Origin of the sequence: Flavobacterium sp. 11, from assembly GCF_002754315.1 — a bacterium.
GTDB lineage: Bacteria > Bacteroidota > Bacteroidia > Flavobacteriales > Flavobacteriaceae > Flavobacterium > Flavobacterium algoritolerans.
This window is the reverse complement of record NZ_PEFE01000001.1, coordinates 3,062,401-3,079,242: the sequence shown is the minus strand read 5'-3', so window position 1 is coordinate 3,079,242 and position 16,842 is coordinate 3,062,401. Positions and strand designations below refer to the sequence as shown.

Sequence of the window (16,842 nt, the reverse complement as noted above, 5' to 3'; positions counted from 1 at the left end):
ATGATGAATTTTAATAGATTTTGTATAAAAATTAAAATCGTTAAATCTTCAAAACCAATTATTGATTCCAAGGATTTAACGATTTTTAAGGCGTTATCTAATAACTACTATTGAATACTATTTATTTGATAGCTATAGTTTTATTTGCTTTTTTCTTGCCAATTTCTTTTTTGGCAATGTCCACATGCAAAATTCCATCTTTATAACTGGCTTCAACTTTACTTTCATCAATATATTCAGGTAAAGTAAAAGTTCTGCAGAATGATTGATAATTAAATTCTTTTCTGACGTAATTATCTTTTTTTCTTGTTTCTTCTTTCTCCTCCTTTTTTTCGGATGAAATCATAAGCATATTGTTGTCAATTTCAACTTTGAAATCTTCTTTTTTCATTCCCGGAGCAGCTAATTCCACTTGCAATTTATCATCAGTTTCTTTTAAATTCACTGAAGGTAAATTACTGCCAATAGCAGTAAAATTTTTATCATTCCAATCAAAAAGATCTCTTGAAATAAAATCATCGAAAAATGTATTCACAGTGGGAAATAAACCGTTTCTTTTTACTAAAGTTTCCATAGTTTTATGTTTTAATTGTTTGAAATAAATTGAATCAAATTTAATGATATTATTTATTTACAAATATTATTTAACTTATAAAACGTTGAAAATAAGATATTTAACGATAAAATACCTTTTTAATTTAAACTTAAAAAGGTATTTCTTACGGATGAAAACAAGTATTAAATATTTTTAATACCAGCGTTTTTTGTTTTGTTTAGAAACTTCTGATTTTCTCGATTTGTGAGCTCCACCGCTTCGGTTTGAATTTTTTTGTTGGGATCCAGGAGCAGTTTCTGGACTTCCTGAATGCCAAGGATAAGGATGATCATTTACGATTTTTACATCCACTTTTATTAGTTTTTGGATGTCTTTCCAATAGGTATGTTCGTCCTTACTGCAAAAAGAGATTGCAATACCGCCATTTCCGGCACGACCTGTTCTACCAATGCGGTGAACATACGTTTCTGGAATGTTTGGTAAGTCAAAATTGATTACAAAAGGCAATTGGTCAATATCAATTCCTCTGGCTGCAATATCAGTAGCGACCAAAACGCCAACTTCTTTATTTTTGAAAGCATCCAAAACGCGTTGTCTGGCATTTTGTGATTTGTCACCGTGAATGGCTTCTGCGGCAATATTGTTTTTTCGTAATGCTTTTACAACATTGTCGGCACCATGCTTGGTTCTTGAAAAAACCAAAACATCGGATAGATTTTCATTTTTAATTAAATGATATAGTAAGTTCCTTTTTTCTGTTTTGTCAACAAAATAAACACGTTGTTCTACATTTTCAGCAGTTGAAGATACAGGAGAAACGGTTACTGTTGCAGGATCAGTCAAAAACATTTCAGCTAATTCTCGTATTGCAATTGGCATTGTAGCAGAGAAAAATAATGTTTGTCTGTTTTTTGGCGTAAGCTTTACAATTTTCTTTACATCATTTACAAAGCCCATATCCAGCATTTGATCCGCTTCGTCAAGAACTAAAGTATGTAAATGGTCTAAATCAATAAAACCCTGTTTGTGTAAATCTAGCAGTCTTCCTGGTGTTGCAATCAAAATATCGACACCGTTCTTTAAAGTGTCTACTTGTGGATTTTGTGAAACTCCACCAAAAATGGTAAGCTGTGTCAGGTTTGTATATTTTCCGTAAGTATCAAAGCTTTGTCCTATTTGAACAGCTAATTCACGGGTTGGAGTAACTACTAAAGCACGAATTTGTTTGGCTTTTTTTGAAGAACCTACAATTCGATGCAATTGATGTATAATCGGAATAGCAAATGCGGCTGTTTTTCCAGTTCCAGTTTGCGCGCAACCTATTAAATCTCTTCCTGATAATACAATTGGGATAGATTGTTCTTGAATAGGTGTTGGGTTAAGATAGCCTTGTTCAAATACGGCTTTTTGTATACTTTTTGAAAGTGATAAATCTTCGAATAACATATTTTTGGTATTTAATATCCTGTATTATGTACATAGATAGTGCGACAAAGATAGTATTATTATTTTTGATGGTGGATTACAAGGTATTTAGGGGTACAACTTGTGGATTTTGAATTTAGAAATTCATCAATAAAACAGACTAAATAGTATTAGATTTAATAAAATCAGTTACTAAATATCCTATAAGTTTACCTATCAGATGATTGTTTTTTTCTTCGCCTAAATCTGGTGCGCCTTCGCAAATATGCAAATAGGTCGCATTTTTATTTTTTGCAAAATAGGATATAAATTGGCGCAGTTGCTCCACTGAGAAACCACTCAAAGTCATTGCGCTACAAGCTATATTAGGAATGGAATCCAGATCTATCTCAATTCCAAAAAAATCTTCATTTATAAACTCCAAAGCTAGAGCCATTTCTTGATTGAAATCTTTTTCTTTTCGAATGTTTACGCTATCATAAGTATTGTAGCGCACACGGTCTTCTATTTTTTTAATGATGTCCAATACACTTTTGGAAGTGTAATTTTCGTGCAAGCCAAAAATAAAATATTTCTTTAAAAAACCTTCTTCAAAAGCATATGAAAAACCATTACCGCTGTGACGTCCTTCTAAAATTCTAAAATCAGAATGAGCGTCAAAGTTTATAGCATTGATAGGTTTTCCTTTAGCAAGAGCAGTTCCTTTTATATTTCCATAGGAATTATTATGTCCGCCACCTATAATTATAGGAATTTTGCCCAGTTTTATAATATTGAAAATTATATGAGAAACATCTTTATCAATTTTTTCTACCAGTTGGCTTAATTTAGATCGATCATCAATATCATTAAAATCTAAATGCTCTACTTCTTTCATTTCGGCACTAACATTCAATTGGCCTAATACAAAAAGTTGACTTCCTTTACAAAATCGATTGTGCTGAATATTAGCGATACTTTTAATGGCGCTATCCCATGCTGATGCTGCGCCAGGCCTGCCATAATTAGCTCTTATGCCTATATCTTCCGGAATTCCAAACAATACATATTTTGCGTCACAAGTCTTTAAAAACTCAATAGCATCGGTCTCTTTTGGAACAGTTATCATTTTCTCTCCAAATTTTATTTCACCACTTCTATGGTTCGTAATTTTAGCAAGATCTTTGATGGTAAACGGGATAATTTTTTCCATTAAAAAAAATATTTTTTTTCCAAAAATAATATAATTACGTTAACTTACGTTATTACGTGGTTATATATTGTTAAATTTGTAAAATAAATTAAATTAAATTAAAAGATGGAAAATCAAAAAAGCAGTTCAAGTCTTAAAGCGGTTATAGCAGTATTAGCTATTTTATTAGTGGGAAGTTTAGTTTATATTTTTAAAATGACTTCAGATACCGAAATCGTTAAAACAGAATTGAAAACGACATTAACTGAGAAAGAATCAGTTATGAAAGATTTACAAGAATTAAAATCAACCTATGATGCTGCAATTGCAGAAAACACATCTATGTCTGAAGAGTTAATTCAAGAAAGAGATAAAGTGGTAAACTTAATGTCTGATTTAAGTAAATCGAAAGGGGATGTAGCTTCATTATCGAAATACAGAACTCAATTCAATGCTTTGCAAGGAAATATGAAAGTTTTAATTGCTGAAAATGACAACTTAAAAAAGGCAAATACAACACTTACTACTCAACGTGATAGTACAGTTGTAGTATTAGGAGAAACTAAAAAGAATGTTGAAGCATTGACAGGTCAAAATGAAGAATTGGCTAAAGCGGTTGAAATTGGTTCAAAATTGACGGTTTTAAACACTAGAGGTTCTGCTTTTAAATTAAGAAGTTCAGGAAAACAAATTGAAACTGATAAAGCAAGCAGAGCTGATGTTCTTAGAGTTAATTTTACTATAGCTGAAAACCAAATTGCTAAATCTGGTGATAAAACATATTATGTTCAAGTAATTGACAGTAAAAACAATGTTTTAGGCGATAAAAAAACAGAGACTTTTGGAGACAATACTTTAACATACAGTTTTTTAACTAATGTGAAATATGAAAACAAAACAATCAATGTCACAGAAGATTTAAGAGGTAAAGATTTTGCTAAAGGGACGTACTATATCAATATTTTCGATAGAGATATATTAGTTTCTAAAACAAGTTTTGTTTTAAGATAACAACAATAGTCGACGTAATAAAAAAGAGGAACGTAATGTTCCTCTTTTTTTATGCAAAAATTTTACCTTCTATCAATACAGTATCAATCAGATTACTGCCAAAAGCGTACGGCAATTGATAATAGGAGGGGATAGGTTTTGTAATTATGAGGTTTGCTTTTTTACCAATGGTTATACTTCCGTGGGTTGCTGAAATTCCCAAGGCATAAGCTCCGTTTATTGTAGCCGCATTTATGGCTTCTTCGGGAGTCATTTTCATTTTGATACACGCAGTAGCAACAACAAAGTTCATATTTCCTGATGGAGTTGAACCTGGATTGTAATCGGTTGCAAGAGCTAGAGGAAGTCCGGCAGTTATCATTTCTCGTGCCGGCGTATATGGAATACTCAAAAAATAAGAACAGGATGGTAACGCTACAGGCATTGTTTCTGTACTTTTTAAAGCTTCAATATCTTCGGTTGTCATAACTTCTAGATGGTCAACTGAAAGCGCATTATATTTAATTCCAGCCTGAATTCCGCCAATAGAGTTGAATTGATTGACATGTATTTTTGGCTTTAAGCCAAATTTAATTCCTGCTTCCATTATTTGTTGGGTTTCATCAACAGTAAAATAACCGGTTTCACAAAATACATCTATGAATTCTGCCAGTTTATTTTTGGCAATTTCAGGTAGTATTTCGTTAATGATTAAATCTATATATCCTTGATGATTTCCTTTAAATTCTAATGGGAAAGCGTGAGCACCCAAAAAAGTTGCTTTAATGGTTATTGGATAGTTTTGCGCTAAACGTTGAATCACGCGAAGCATTTTTAATTCTCCTTCAACTGTTAATCCATATCCTGATTTGATTTCTACAGCGCCAGTTCCTAAACGCATGACTTCTTCAAGCCGTGCTTTGGATTGATTATAGATTTCTTCTTCGGTCGTTTCATTCAATTTTTTAGCTGAATTTAAAATTCCACCGCCACGATTGGCAATTTCCTCATAGGTCATACCATTGATTCGATCGACAAATTCTTGTTCTCTATTACCGGCATAAACAATATGGGTATGACTGTCGCACCAAGAAGGCAAAACCATTTTTCCGGTGGCATCAATCGTTTTGTCAGCAAGTATTTGAGGTAGATTATCCATAGAGCCAAAATCAGCAATTAAATTGTCTTTAATTACTAAAAAGGCATTTTTGATAGTTGGAAGAATTGCCATTTCAGCACCGGAAACTTTAGCTATAGCCGTTTCTCGAACCTGAAGTAACTCTTTTATATTGATAATTAACGTTGTCATTTTATATGATAATTACTCTGAAATTTTGATTTCAAACATTTTATTCCAGTTTTTACCGGTAACAAAAATGGTTTTTGTTTTTGGGTTGTAAGCGATTCCGTTTAAAACGTCAGTATCTTCTAATTTAGCAATTTTTGTAGTCAAATCTGCAAGATTAATTATTCCCTCGACCGCTCCATTTTTAGGATTAATGACAGCAATTGCATCTTTTTGGTACACATTTCCATATATTTTTCCGTTAATCCATTCCAGTTCGTTCACTCCCTTTACTTTAGATTTTAAAGAGTAAACATTGATATGGTCAATCGCATTAAAAGTTTCAGGATTTAATACATGTATCGTTTCAGAACTATCAGTCATATATAAGTTTGTACCATTACTCACTAAACCCCAGCCTTCCATATTTTTGTAATATGGAACTGTTTTTTCTTTTTTGAAAGTATCTGCATTATAAACATACGCTTCATTATTTTTATACGTCAATTGATATACTTTATTGTTTAGAATTGTAATTCCTTCGCCAAAATATTGAGCATCTAGTTCTACTTTCTTATAAACTTCCCCAGTTTTATAATTTGTTTTTCTTAAGCTGGAAATTCCTCTTTTTCCAGATGGACCTGATCCGTTTCCTGTACCTTCATAAAGTGTGTCACGGTAAAATTCTAATCCTTGAGTGTACGCTTGAATATCGTGCGGATATGTATTTACGATGGTATACTTCAATAATTTTGGCGCAATATTAGATACTAATTCTACTCTTGCGGTCGCTTCTGAGTTTTGTCCCTCATAATATACTAAAGCCTTTAGGTTTTGATAGCCTAGTTTTTGATCTTTTAATTCAAAAGTTAATTTGTCAACTCCTTTTTTTGAACCAATTTTTTTGTCATTCACATAGTAAATAATACTGTCAATAGTTTTTGAATTGGAGTTCAAAATTTCCAAAGAAAGTGCTTCTTGAGGTTGGTATTGTTCCTTAAATTTTGAATTATCAAAGGTAAATAAAGAATTTTCACCTTTTTTTGTATCACCACAGTTAACGAATAAGGTTCCTAATAAAATGATAGATAGTATGTTATAATTTTTCATAATGTAAAATTTGAATACCCCAATATACAACGTTATTTTAATAGGTGCAAAGCACTTGCAAAAATATAAAAAGGTTGTATATTTGCACCGGCAAGTCCTACACGACCAGCTCCTGCAGACTCCCCCAGGATGGGAACATAGCAAGGGTACGTGGTTGAGCGGTGCGATGTAGGTCGCTTGCCATTTTTTATTTCTTACAAAAGTAGTCTTCCTTCGGGAGGATTTTTTTATTTTTGGACTATTCTAACTGAAGTTGGTTTAGCTTTTTGTAGTTGTACAAGATGTTAAAAACTTTAGACTTTAAACCTTAAACAAAATAAATGAGTAAAGTAGTTCTAATTACAGGAGGTTCTTCGGGAATAGGGAAATCTATTGGCGAATTTTTGCATAAAAAAGGTTTTGTTGTTTATGGAACCAGTAGAAATCCGGAACGAGTTTTAAATTCTGTTTTTCCATTGGTAGCTTTAGATGTTCGGGATGCAGATTCTATTCATACGGCTGTAGCCAAAGTAATAGCTATTTCAGGAAGACTGGATGTTGTAATTAACAATGCCGGTGTGGGTATTACAGGACCATTGGAAGAAATTCCAATGCATGAAATCAAGAACAATTTTGAGACTAATTTTTTTGGTCCAATTGAAGTGATGAAAGCCGTTTTACCACAAATGCGTTCGCAAAAATCAGGATTGATTATCAATATTACTTCAATTGCCGCGTATATGGGCTTGCCATACCGAAGTGTTTATTCAGCTTCCAAAGGTGCTCTTGAACTTATTACGGAAGCATTACGCATGGAAGTGAAATCCTTTGGTGTTCATATTACGAATGTGGCTCCGGGAGATTTTGCGACTAATATTGCTTCGGGACGTTTTCATGCTCCGGTTATAAAAGGTTCTGCTTACGAAAGTCCGTATGAGAATTCACTAAAAACTATGGATGAACATGTCGATAGTGGCAATAATCCTAATGAAATGGCAGAAGCGGTGTATAAAATTATCCAAACTCCAAATCCTAAAATTCATTATAAAGTAGGTGTTTTTATGCAAAAGTTCTCGATTGTTTTGAAGAGAATTTTACCGGATAAAGTATATGAAAAAATGCTTATGAATCATTATAAGTTGTAATTTTGCACCGAATTTTAGCAGCGTGAGATTAAGAGGAGAACGCCAGTGGCTGTCAAGTATTTGAATTTACGTATGCATGAGGGATTGTAGCGGCATCCTTTTTTGTGGCGCTGTGCAAAGCAAAAGCGGAACAAAAAAGATACAGCGAAAAGCCCGACCCGAAGTTTTTTACGAAGGGTCATGCCCAAATTATAAAACACACAATTAAATAGATATATTATGAAGTTTTTTATTGACACGGCTAATTTAGCTCAAATTAAGGAAGCACAAGCATTAGGCGTTTTGGATGGTGTTACAACTAATCCATCATTGATGGCAAAAGAAGGAATCACAGGTAAAAACAGCATTTTGAAACATTACGTTGACATTTGTAACCTAGTTGATGGTGATGTAAGTGCCGAAGTAAATGCTTTGGATTACGAAGGAATGGTTAAAGAAGGAGAAGAATTAGCTGATTTACATGAGCAAATCGTGGTGAAATTACCTATGACTAAAGAAGGAGTTATGGCTGCTAAATACTTTTCGGATAAAGGAATTAAAACGAATGTAACTTTAGTATTCTCTGCTGGTCAGGCTTTATTGGCTGCAAAAGCGGGTGCTACTTATGTTTCTCCGTTTATTGGTCGTTTAGATGATGTATCTACAGACGGTTTGGCTTTGATTGAAGAAATCAGATTGATTTATGATAATTACGGTTATGAAACTCAAATTCTTGCTGCTTCAGTTCGTCACACGATGCATATTGTAAACTGTGCAAAAATAGGTGCTGATGTTATGACTGGTCCATTATCTGCCATTTACGGCTTATTGAAACACCCATTGACTGATATTGGATTGGCACAGTTTGTTGCTGATTTCGAGAAAGGAAATAAATAGATTTGAGATTGCAGATTGCTTCGCCTGTTCGCCTTTAAGGCTCGGGTAACGATTTTTGATTTGAGATTTCGGTAAATAAAAACTCCCATTTTGCTAAGCATAATGGGAGTTTTTTTATTGGTTTGGTTTTGGTTAGTTTGTGTTGAAATTAGTGTCCTCCACCAACTTCTATTTCTTTTCCTATTCCTTGTTTTTCTAAAATTCCAATTACTTTCCAACCGTAGAATGCTATGAATGCAAAACACAAAACTGGAATGAAATAAGAAGGATGAATTCCAATGATATCAGCAAGTTTTCCTTGTAGTGGCGGGATAATTCCACCACCTAAAATCATCATTACCAAGAATGCAGATCCTTGTGATGTATATTTTCCTAATCCGGCAATTGCCAATGAGAAAATACAAGGCCACATAATACTTAAAAATAAACCACCGCTCATAAAAGCAAAAATAGCAGTTGTACCAGTAGTTAATAAACCAATTATCATGGCAACCAGTCCCATTAAACCAAAAATCATTAAGGTTCTTGATGGTTGATCTTTCCCTAAAAAGAAACCTGCAATTTGGAATAAAATTACTAATGCGTAAGCATATAACGGTGTAACATCTTGTCCAGAAATTGCATTAGCAGTCAATACCACTCCAAATGCTACATAAGGAACAACGATAAGTAAAATTTTTCTTAATTGAGATGATGGATTAAAAACGGTGATAGCTCCAGCCCAACGACCAATCATTAAACTTCCCCAATACATAGACATATAAGGTGCTAATGCTGGACCAGAAATAGAACCAAAATCAGCAGTTACCAATAATTCTCCAAGATTACTTCCAATAGTTACTTCGACACCAACGTAAGCGAAAAGCGCTAACATTCCCAAAACTAATTGTGGGTATTTCATGGCACCCCAACCTTCAGGATTTTTCTGAGCTGTAGTATTGGCAAAAAATAAACCGATAACTACAACTAATAATGTAGACACAGTTAAGGCTAAACCTAAATAATCCTTCTCTTTATTCTCGATGAAACGAGTGATAAATTCAGAATCTTCATAACGAGAAAATATATAAGCAAAAATGGCTACCAGAATTACTGTGATAGCAATAAGCGTTTTCATTGCTTTGCTGGCTGTTTCAAAAGTAGAGTCACTTTTACCTGCAGGCAATTTTTTAGAAAAATGAAATAATGCTGCAGCTAATAAAAATAAACCTCCAACAAATACATATAATATTCTCATTGAATCCAATGAGTTTTCTTTTTGAGCAAATTCTTCAATATTTACTCCGGCAACAACACCAAACAAGGCAATAGAAACAACTATTGGTCCTATTGTAGTTCCTAATGAATTGATTCCTCCAGCAAGATTCAATCTGCTTGAAGCAGTATGTGCTTCTCCTAAAGAAGCAGCAAATGGTTGTGCAGAAGTTTGTTGTAGTGAAAAGCCTAATGCAACTATAAATAAAGCTCCTAAAATAAATAAATAACTTCCCTGTGTTACAGCTAAGATCATTAATACAGCTCCAAATGTACTAATCAATAGTCCGTAAATAATTCCTTTCTTGAATCCCCAAGCATTTAAAATGTCCTTTTTTGCGATGCTGCTAAAAATAAATAAAAGTAATGCTCCAATATAATATGCTCCGTAAAAAGCAAAATCTATAAGTTGACTTTGAAATTGATCTAAGCCAAACTTGGCTTTACAAAAAGGGATAAAAATACCGTTTGATGCTCCAATAAATCCCCAAAAGAAAAATACGGTAATGAGCGTATAAAGTGCGGAATTGTTAGACTTTGTTTGTTCTGAATTCATAATTTTAAATTGGTTAATGATTAAGTTAATTACATTTATAGCTGCAAGACCGTAAATATATTTGTTAAGTAAATTAAAAAAAAATTATTTAGAATAAATATTGTTAGAATTATAGAATAATCACTTTTTGTTAAAAAACGATGCTTTTTTTTCGAAGTTTTTGCTTTTTCAAATAAAAATATTGAAATGGAATTTACTCTAAAATTTTACTTTTTACATCTTTGGTGTAATTTCTACCAATTGGTAGCGTGTAAGAAAGGATTTGTATCCTGTTGCCTTCGATTGATTTTACTTTATCAATGGCTATAGTGTACGATTTATGGATGCGCATGAACCTATCAGCAGGTAATTCTTCGGATAAAGAGGTCAATGATTTGTGGGTAATATAAGTTTTATCCGTTGTAACTACCTTTATATATTCCTTCATTCCTTCAATAAACAGGATTTCATCGATGGTTATTTTGACCATTTTCTTATCTACTTTGATAAAAATATGTGGCTCAATTTTATGCGGTTCAATTTTGATATTGTTTTTTAAATTGAAATCGGCTTCAATCTTATGAATGCATTTTATAAATCTTGGTAAGGGTATTGGTTTTACTAAATAGTCTAAAACATCTAAATCGTAACTTTCGGCAGCAAATTCTCTAAAGGCGGTCGTGATAATAATTTTGGTCTTGTATTCTATCAATCGAATCAATTCAAAACCGGTCATCATTGGCATATTAATATCTAAAAAAACCGCATCGACAGAGTTGCTGTTTATAAATTCTAGAGCCTCCAGTGCATTATTGAATGTACCAGTAATTTCAAAGTCGGCAAAATTATTAAAATAATTCTGCAATACTTTCATGGCTAATGGTTCGTCGTCAATCAAAACACATTTAATCTTCATTAGATAGCGGTATTTGTAAGCGGATGATATAAAAATTGAACTTTACCTGTTGTTCTAATTTATATTCTTTCTTGAAAATTAACTTTAATCTCTTCTTAGTATTCGTTAATCCAATTCCTTTTTTTTCTTTAAAATCTGGTGAAAGTACAAAATTATTCAGCATTTCAAAATCAAGTATGTATCCATCAATAATTTTACAATTTATCTTTATTTTAATATTGTTATTATTTACTCCACCGTGTTTAAAGGCATTTTCCACAAAGGAAATCAGCAGTAATGGCGGTACTTTGACTTCATCAATGTTTGATTTTAGGTTTATACTTACCTCTACATTTTCAAAACGGAGTTTTTCAATTTCAATATAATTTTGAATATAATCTATTTCGTTTATTAATGGTACAAATTTAGTGTCTTCGATATCATATAATACATATTCCATCAATTTTGACAACTTTATAATTACATCGGGAACTTTATTAGAAGATTCCAGTGACAATGCGTATAAATTGTTCAGGGTATTGAAGAAAAAGTGAGGCTGAATCTGATTCTTTAAATACTTCAGTTTCATCTTGGATTGATTCTCAATTATGGCTCTGTTTCGTTCTCTTTCTTTGAGCCAAATTTGGGTAAGATAAATGGATGAAGCAATCGCCACTACATATAACTCACCAATGCAAACAGCTACAATATGATTGATGTCAAATGGTTTGTAGTCTCTATTAGCTTCTGGCCAAATATCCTCAGAAATAATGTAATAGGTTAATCCTGTTTTTAATAAGTAGATGATCATTAAACTAAAAAGTAAAGCAACTGTATACTTATAATATTTTGATGTTAATATATAGCGGGGAATAAGAATAAATAAATTGAAATAGACTAATGGAATATGTAGCGAAAATTCTAAAACATTAGATTTAAAAGAATATTCATAATCATTGAAATACGCTCCCCATCGTAGAAAGTTCATCAAAAAAAACAATCCCCAAAACCAAAAATGATTTTGAAGTTTGCTATCGAATTTTTCCTCGTTGGTATGCTTCATTTTTTGTTGGAATTATCTTTTGGAGTAACCATTTTTAAAGAAAGTGATTTTTATGGGACTTAAATCATTTGACACTAAAAATCTTTTTAAATAAAAATATCAAAAATATGCAAATTGATAAGAAAAACTCATAATTGTTGCAGTTGAAAAACGCGTTGTTGACAAAATTGTGTCGTTGGTTTAAAATAAGCTACCGTTGGTATAAATTATTTTCTCAGGAAAAGCGTTTTATTTAATTTTATACTTAGATTAAAACAATTAATATCAACGAAGTAATTAAATCGAATAAATAAAAATAAAATGAAAAGTGCTTTAGAAATTAAACCTGACATCAGCTATAAAAGTGCCGGTAAATTTGAAGAAACGAGATTTGAAAAAATCCACAATGAAATTTTTAAAAACTCAGTAGAAGCGTCTGTTATTGTCGCTCAGGAAATTGCACAATTAATTAGATCCAAACAAGAAGAAAATAAACCTTGTGTTCTAGGTTTAGCAACAGGATCTTCACCAATAAAAGTATATGAAGAATTGGTGCGAATGCATAAAGAAGATGGTCTTAGTTTTAGTAATGTAATCACTTTTAATTTGGACGAATATTATCCAATGACAAAAGAGAACAATCAGAGCTATCATTATTTCATGCACCAACATCTTTTTAATCATATTGATATCAATCCGGAAAATGTAAATATTCCAGAAGGAACGGTAGTTATCGAAGAACTGAATCAATATTGCATTGATTATGAAATGAAAATAAAAAATGCAGGTGGACTTGATTTTCAATTATTAGGAATTGGGCGTACAGGTCACGTTGGTTTCAATGAGCCGGGTTCGCATATCAATTCAGGAACTCGAATAATTACTTTGGATCATATCACCAGAGTAGATGCTTCATCAGACTTTAATGGTATTGATAATGTTCCTAAAAGAGCTATTACGATGGGTGTTTCTACGATTCTAAGGTCTAAAAGAATTGTATTGATGGCTTGGGGACAAAATAAAGCCGATATTATAAAAAGAACCGTTCAAGGAGACATTAGTTCTGAAGTTCCTGCTACTTTTTTGCAAAATCATACCAATACAACTTTTGTTTTAGACCAATCGGCAGCTTCTGAATTAACCCGATTCAAAACGCCATGGTTAGTGGGAGAATGTATTTGGACACAAGAGTTAAAAAGTAAAGCGATTGTTTGGCTGTGCCAAAAAACAGATCAATCAATTTTAAAACTAACCGACAGGGATTACAATAATAATGGTATGTCTGATCTTTTAGCTTTAGAAGGCTCCGCTTACGATTTAAATATCAATATGTTTAATGTATTACAACATACGATAACTGGATGGCCAGGTGGAAAACCGAATACGGATGATACATACAGACCGGAACGCGCTAATCCAGCTAAGAAAAGAGTAATCCTTTTTAGTCCGCATCCAGATGATGATGTAATTTCTATGGGAGGAACTTTTTCAAAATTGATCAAACAAGGACATGATGTTCATGTGGTGTATCAAACTTCAGGAAATATAGCCGTTACTGATGATGAAGCTTTAAAATTTGCCGAAGTTTGTAACGATTTTATTGGTGCGGATGAAACTAAAATTAATTTCAAAGCAGTTATCAATTTTCTAAATAACAAAACAGAAAACCAGATTGATTCATTAGAAGTTCGAAAATTGAAAGGTTTAATCAGAAGACGTGAATCGTATGCTGCCACAAGATATATTGGATTAAAAGATGAAAATATTCATTTTTTAGACTTGCCTTTTTATGAAACAGGACAAATAAAGAAAAATCCATTAGGAACTGAGGATGTAGCCATAGTTGCTGCTATAATTGCAAAAATTAAACCCCATCAAGTTTTTGCTGCTGGAGACCTTGCTGATCCGCATGGAACGCATGAAGTTTGCTTGAATGCAATTTTTGCGGCAATGAAACAACTGAAACCAGAGCCTTACATGAATGATTGTTGGTTATGGTTGTATAGAGGTGCTTGGCATGAATGGGATATTCACGAAATTGATATGGCAGTTCCTTTAAGTCCAGATGAAGTTTTACTAAAAAGACACGCCATTTTGTACCATCAATCTCAAAAAGACAGGGTAATGTTTCAAGGAAACGATTCTAGAGAATTTTGGGTAAGAGCTGAAGATCGAAATAAAAGTACAGCAAAATTATATGATAATCTAGGTCTTGCGGAGTATGAAGCTATCGAAGCTTTCAAGCGTTTCGACTATTAAAAATTAACTTTATAAAACGGATAAATAACATGAAATTCATTCTAATCCTATTATTCTCTGCTTTTGTTTCTAATGCTCAAATACAAAAAGAACAATTAGATCTGATGCCTTGGCCTCAAAATGTAAATTTGACTGCCGGTACTTTTGCTTTAAGCAAAGGATTTAAAGTAAATATTACCGGTAATCCAAATCCTCGAATTTTTGTAGGTGCAACTAATTTTTTACGAAGATTAGACGGTAGGACGGGTTTGTTTTTTGAGCAGGGTTTTTCGACAAAAATTAACGAATATCCAGAGGCTCAATTACAAATTAGTTGTGTTCGCAGCGGAAAAATAGGATTGTATGAAGATGAAAGTTACCAACTGAGTATTGATTCCAATAAAATAAAAATCACTGCAACTACTGATTTAGGGGCCCTACATGGATTAGAAACAGTATTGCAATTATTGCAAAATAATAGTAAATCATATTATTTTCCAGCAGTTGAAATTACAGATTTTCCACGATTTACATGGAGAGGATTGATGATAGATGCAGCAAGACATTTTCAACCTGTAGCAGTAATCAAAAGAAATCTGGACGCTATGGCTTCCATGAAAATGAACGTTTTTCATTGGCATTTAGTAGATGATCAAGGATGGCGAATAGAAATGAAAAATCATCCAAAGTTTACAGAAATGGCTTCAGATGGAGAGTTCTACACCCAAGAAGAAATCAAGAATGTTGTAAAATATGCAGGAGATAGAGGAATTATGGTTGTTCCTGAAATTGATGTTCCAGGCCATGCATCTGCAATACTTGCCGCTTATCCGGAAATAGGCAGTAAAGTGGTGGATTTACAATCGAATTCAGTGGAGAGTAAAAAGCAAAGTATTGCAATTGCAAATTATGCAGTTGAAAGAAGATCAGGAATCTTTGATGCAACATTAGACCCAATAAATCCCAAAACGTATCAATTGTTAGGTGAAATTTTTGATGAAGTTTGTCCTTTATTTCCAGGGGATTATTTTCATATTGGAGGTGATGAAAATAATGGAAAAGAATGGGATGCAAATCCTAAAATTCAAGAATTCAAGAAGAAAAATAAACTGGCCAATAATCATGATTTGCAAACCTACTTTAACATGAAGCTGGTTCCAATGTTAAAAAAGCATAACAAAAAATTAATGGGCTGGGAAGAAATAATGACTGAGAACATGTCTAAAGATGCTATTATTCATGCCTGGAGAGGAACTAATGAAGGGCTTTCGGCTGGAGGATCATTAATCAAAGCAGCTAAAAATGGTTATCAAACAGTTTTGTCAAATGGTTATTACATTGATTTAATGTTAGGAGTAGAAAGTCATTATAAAAATGATCCAATCTCTAAAAACAGTATTCTGACTCCTGAAGAAAAAGCAAGGATTTTGGGTGGTGAAGCGGCTATGTGGAGCGAACTTGCAACACCATTAAATATAGATTCAAGGATTTGGCCACGTACTGCTGCTATTGCGGAACGATTATGGTCTAATGAAAATGTTACTGATATGAATAGTCTTCATAAAAGACTAAAAACGGTTTCTTTTAGGTTAGAAGAGCTGGGCATTACACATCTAAGGAATAAGGAAGTAATTTTAAGGAACATAAGTAATAATCAGGAAACTGTTGCTCTAAATGATTTTTCAAATGTTTGTGAACCTTTAAAAATATATACCCGCAACAGTCATGGAATAAAATATCGCATGTATTCTCCTTTTACTTTATTTGCGGATGCGTGTACAGCTGATGCTTTAGATGTTTTTGATTTTGATACAGCAGTAAATAAATATTTAGCGAATCAAAGCACAGAAAATCAAACAGCAGTAATCAATTATTTAAAAAAATGGGTGGATATGAATACAAAATTGATTGATTTGAGTGCCAATGCACCCTTGGTTCAACCACTTTTACCATTGTCAAAAAGCTTAAGTGCTATATCAGAACAACTTCTAGCAGGAATTGAAAAAAAACAATCTTTAAATTCATCGGTAATGAATGATTTATTGGAACAATGCAATTCAAAAAAACATGCCGATGTAGAATTGGCAGTATATAATAGTTTGAAAAAACTAATCAAATAATGAAAGTTCAAAAATAAAATAGGTTTGTTGAAATTGAGTTTGGTTATTTATATTTTGATTTATTTTATTTTGAATAAATATTAGTTTCTTTAATGATTTGGAGAAAGGTTTGTTTTAAAGAAAATGATATTATAAACCTGGCATTTTGTGTCAGGTTTTTTTTTGATTAGTCATTTAATCGTAAGCGAAATACAATTCCTGAAAATGTGCTTTTTTGGATA

General features: G+C 32.5%; 13 protein-coding genes and 1 other RNA gene. 6 read left to right on the top strand and 8 right to left on the bottom strand.

Going from position 1 to position 16,842, the window contains the following annotated elements; translation table 11 throughout:
* Nucleotides 1-121: 121 nt before the first annotated feature.
* From CLV00_RS13390 to CLV00_RS13380, 3 genes are all read right to left on the bottom strand, one after another.
* Nucleotides 122-574, bottom strand: coding sequence for an Hsp20/alpha crystallin family protein (locus CLV00_RS13390; RefSeq protein WP_099715654.1), 453 nt, complete (start codon nucleotides 572-574; stop codon nucleotides 122-124).
* A gap of 174 nt (nucleotides 575-748) precedes the next feature.
* Entirely contained in the window at nucleotides 749-2,002 is a 1,254-nt protein-coding gene (locus tag CLV00_RS13385; protein WP_099715653.1) for a DEAD/DEAH box helicase, read from the bottom strand.
* A 139-nt stretch (nucleotides 2,003-2,141) separates the two neighbouring features.
* Nucleotides 2,142-3,173: a formimidoylglutamase gene (locus CLV00_RS13380; protein ID WP_099715652.1), complete on the bottom strand. Its 1,032-nt coding sequence runs from the start codon at nucleotides 3,171-3,173 to the stop codon at nucleotides 2,142-2,144.
* Between the two features lie 105 nt (nucleotides 3,174-3,278).
* Here CLV00_RS13380 and CLV00_RS13375 point away from each other — a divergent pair, with 105 nt between their 5' ends.
* The gene (locus CLV00_RS13375) at nucleotides 3,279-4,163 is read left to right on the top strand and encodes a hypothetical protein (protein ID WP_099715651.1); all 885 of its coding nucleotides are present in this window, start codon (nucleotides 3,279-3,281) and stop codon (nucleotides 4,161-4,163) included.
* Between the two features lie 49 nt (nucleotides 4,164-4,212).
* Here the strand turns inward: CLV00_RS13375 and hutI are convergent, their stop codons facing one another.
* Together hutI and CLV00_RS13365 are read right to left on the bottom strand one after the other, a co-directional pair.
* Nucleotides 4,213-5,451 (bottom strand): imidazolonepropionase, encoded by a 1,239-nt coding sequence (hutI, locus tag CLV00_RS13370; RefSeq protein ID WP_099715650.1) that lies wholly within the window; start codon nucleotides 5,449-5,451, stop codon nucleotides 4,213-4,215.
* Nucleotides 5,452-5,463: 12 nt separating this feature from the next.
* Nucleotides 5,464-6,537 carry a glutaminyl-peptide cyclotransferase gene (locus CLV00_RS13365; protein ID WP_099715649.1) on the bottom strand — a complete coding sequence of 358 codons (1,074 nt, stop codon included), beginning with the start codon at nucleotides 6,535-6,537 and terminating at the stop codon, nucleotides 5,464-5,466.
* An 88-nt stretch (nucleotides 6,538-6,625) separates the two neighbouring features.
* On the opposite strand from CLV00_RS13365, the gene ffs reads away from it, so the two are divergent.
* From ffs to fsa, 3 genes are all read left to right on the top strand, one after another.
* Nucleotides 6,626-6,723, top strand: an RNA gene (gene ffs, locus CLV00_RS13360) — signal recognition particle sRNA small type.
* 134 nt (nucleotides 6,724-6,857) lie between these two features.
* Nucleotides 6,858-7,661 carry an SDR family oxidoreductase gene (locus tag CLV00_RS13355; protein ID WP_099715648.1) on the top strand — a complete coding sequence of 268 codons (804 nt, stop codon included), beginning with the start codon at nucleotides 6,858-6,860 and terminating at the stop codon, nucleotides 7,659-7,661.
* A gap of 219 nt (nucleotides 7,662-7,880) precedes the next feature.
* The gene (gene fsa / locus CLV00_RS13350) at nucleotides 7,881-8,537 is read left to right on the top strand and encodes a fructose-6-phosphate aldolase (RefSeq protein WP_099715647.1); all 657 of its coding nucleotides are present in this window, start codon (nucleotides 7,881-7,883) and stop codon (nucleotides 8,535-8,537) included.
* Between the two features lie 148 nt (nucleotides 8,538-8,685).
* Here fsa and CLV00_RS13345 read toward each other — a convergent pair whose 3' ends face one another.
* From CLV00_RS13345 to CLV00_RS13335, 3 genes are all read right to left on the bottom strand, one after another.
* Nucleotides 8,686-10,347 carry an MFS transporter gene (locus tag CLV00_RS13345; RefSeq protein WP_099715646.1) on the bottom strand — a complete coding sequence of 554 codons (1,662 nt, stop codon included), beginning with the start codon at nucleotides 10,345-10,347 and terminating at the stop codon, nucleotides 8,686-8,688.
* Nucleotides 10,348-10,540: 193 nt separating this feature from the next.
* The gene (locus tag CLV00_RS13340) at nucleotides 10,541-11,242 is read right to left on the bottom strand and encodes a LytTR family DNA-binding domain-containing protein (RefSeq protein ID WP_099715645.1); all 702 of its coding nucleotides are present in this window, start codon (nucleotides 11,240-11,242) and stop codon (nucleotides 10,541-10,543) included.
* On the bottom strand, nucleotides 11,232-12,284 hold the full coding sequence (locus tag CLV00_RS13335; protein WP_099715644.1) for a sensor histidine kinase: 1,053 nt from the start codon (nucleotides 12,282-12,284) through the stop codon (nucleotides 11,232-11,234). Before CLV00_RS13335 ends, CLV00_RS13340 begins: the two co-directional genes overlap by 11 nt.
* 300 nt (nucleotides 12,285-12,584) lie before the next feature.
* Between CLV00_RS13335 and nagB the strand changes: the two genes are divergently transcribed.
* Complete coding sequence (gene nagB, locus CLV00_RS13330; protein ID WP_099715643.1) at nucleotides 12,585-14,522, top strand: glucosamine-6-phosphate deaminase; 1,938 nt, start codon at nucleotides 12,585-12,587, stop codon at nucleotides 14,520-14,522.
* Nucleotides 14,523-14,551: 29 nt separating this feature from the next.
* Nucleotides 14,552-16,621: a beta-N-acetylhexosaminidase gene (locus CLV00_RS13325; RefSeq protein ID WP_099715642.1), complete on the top strand. Its 2,070-nt coding sequence runs from the start codon at nucleotides 14,552-14,554 to the stop codon at nucleotides 16,619-16,621.
* Nucleotides 16,622-16,842 lie beyond the last annotated feature (221 nt).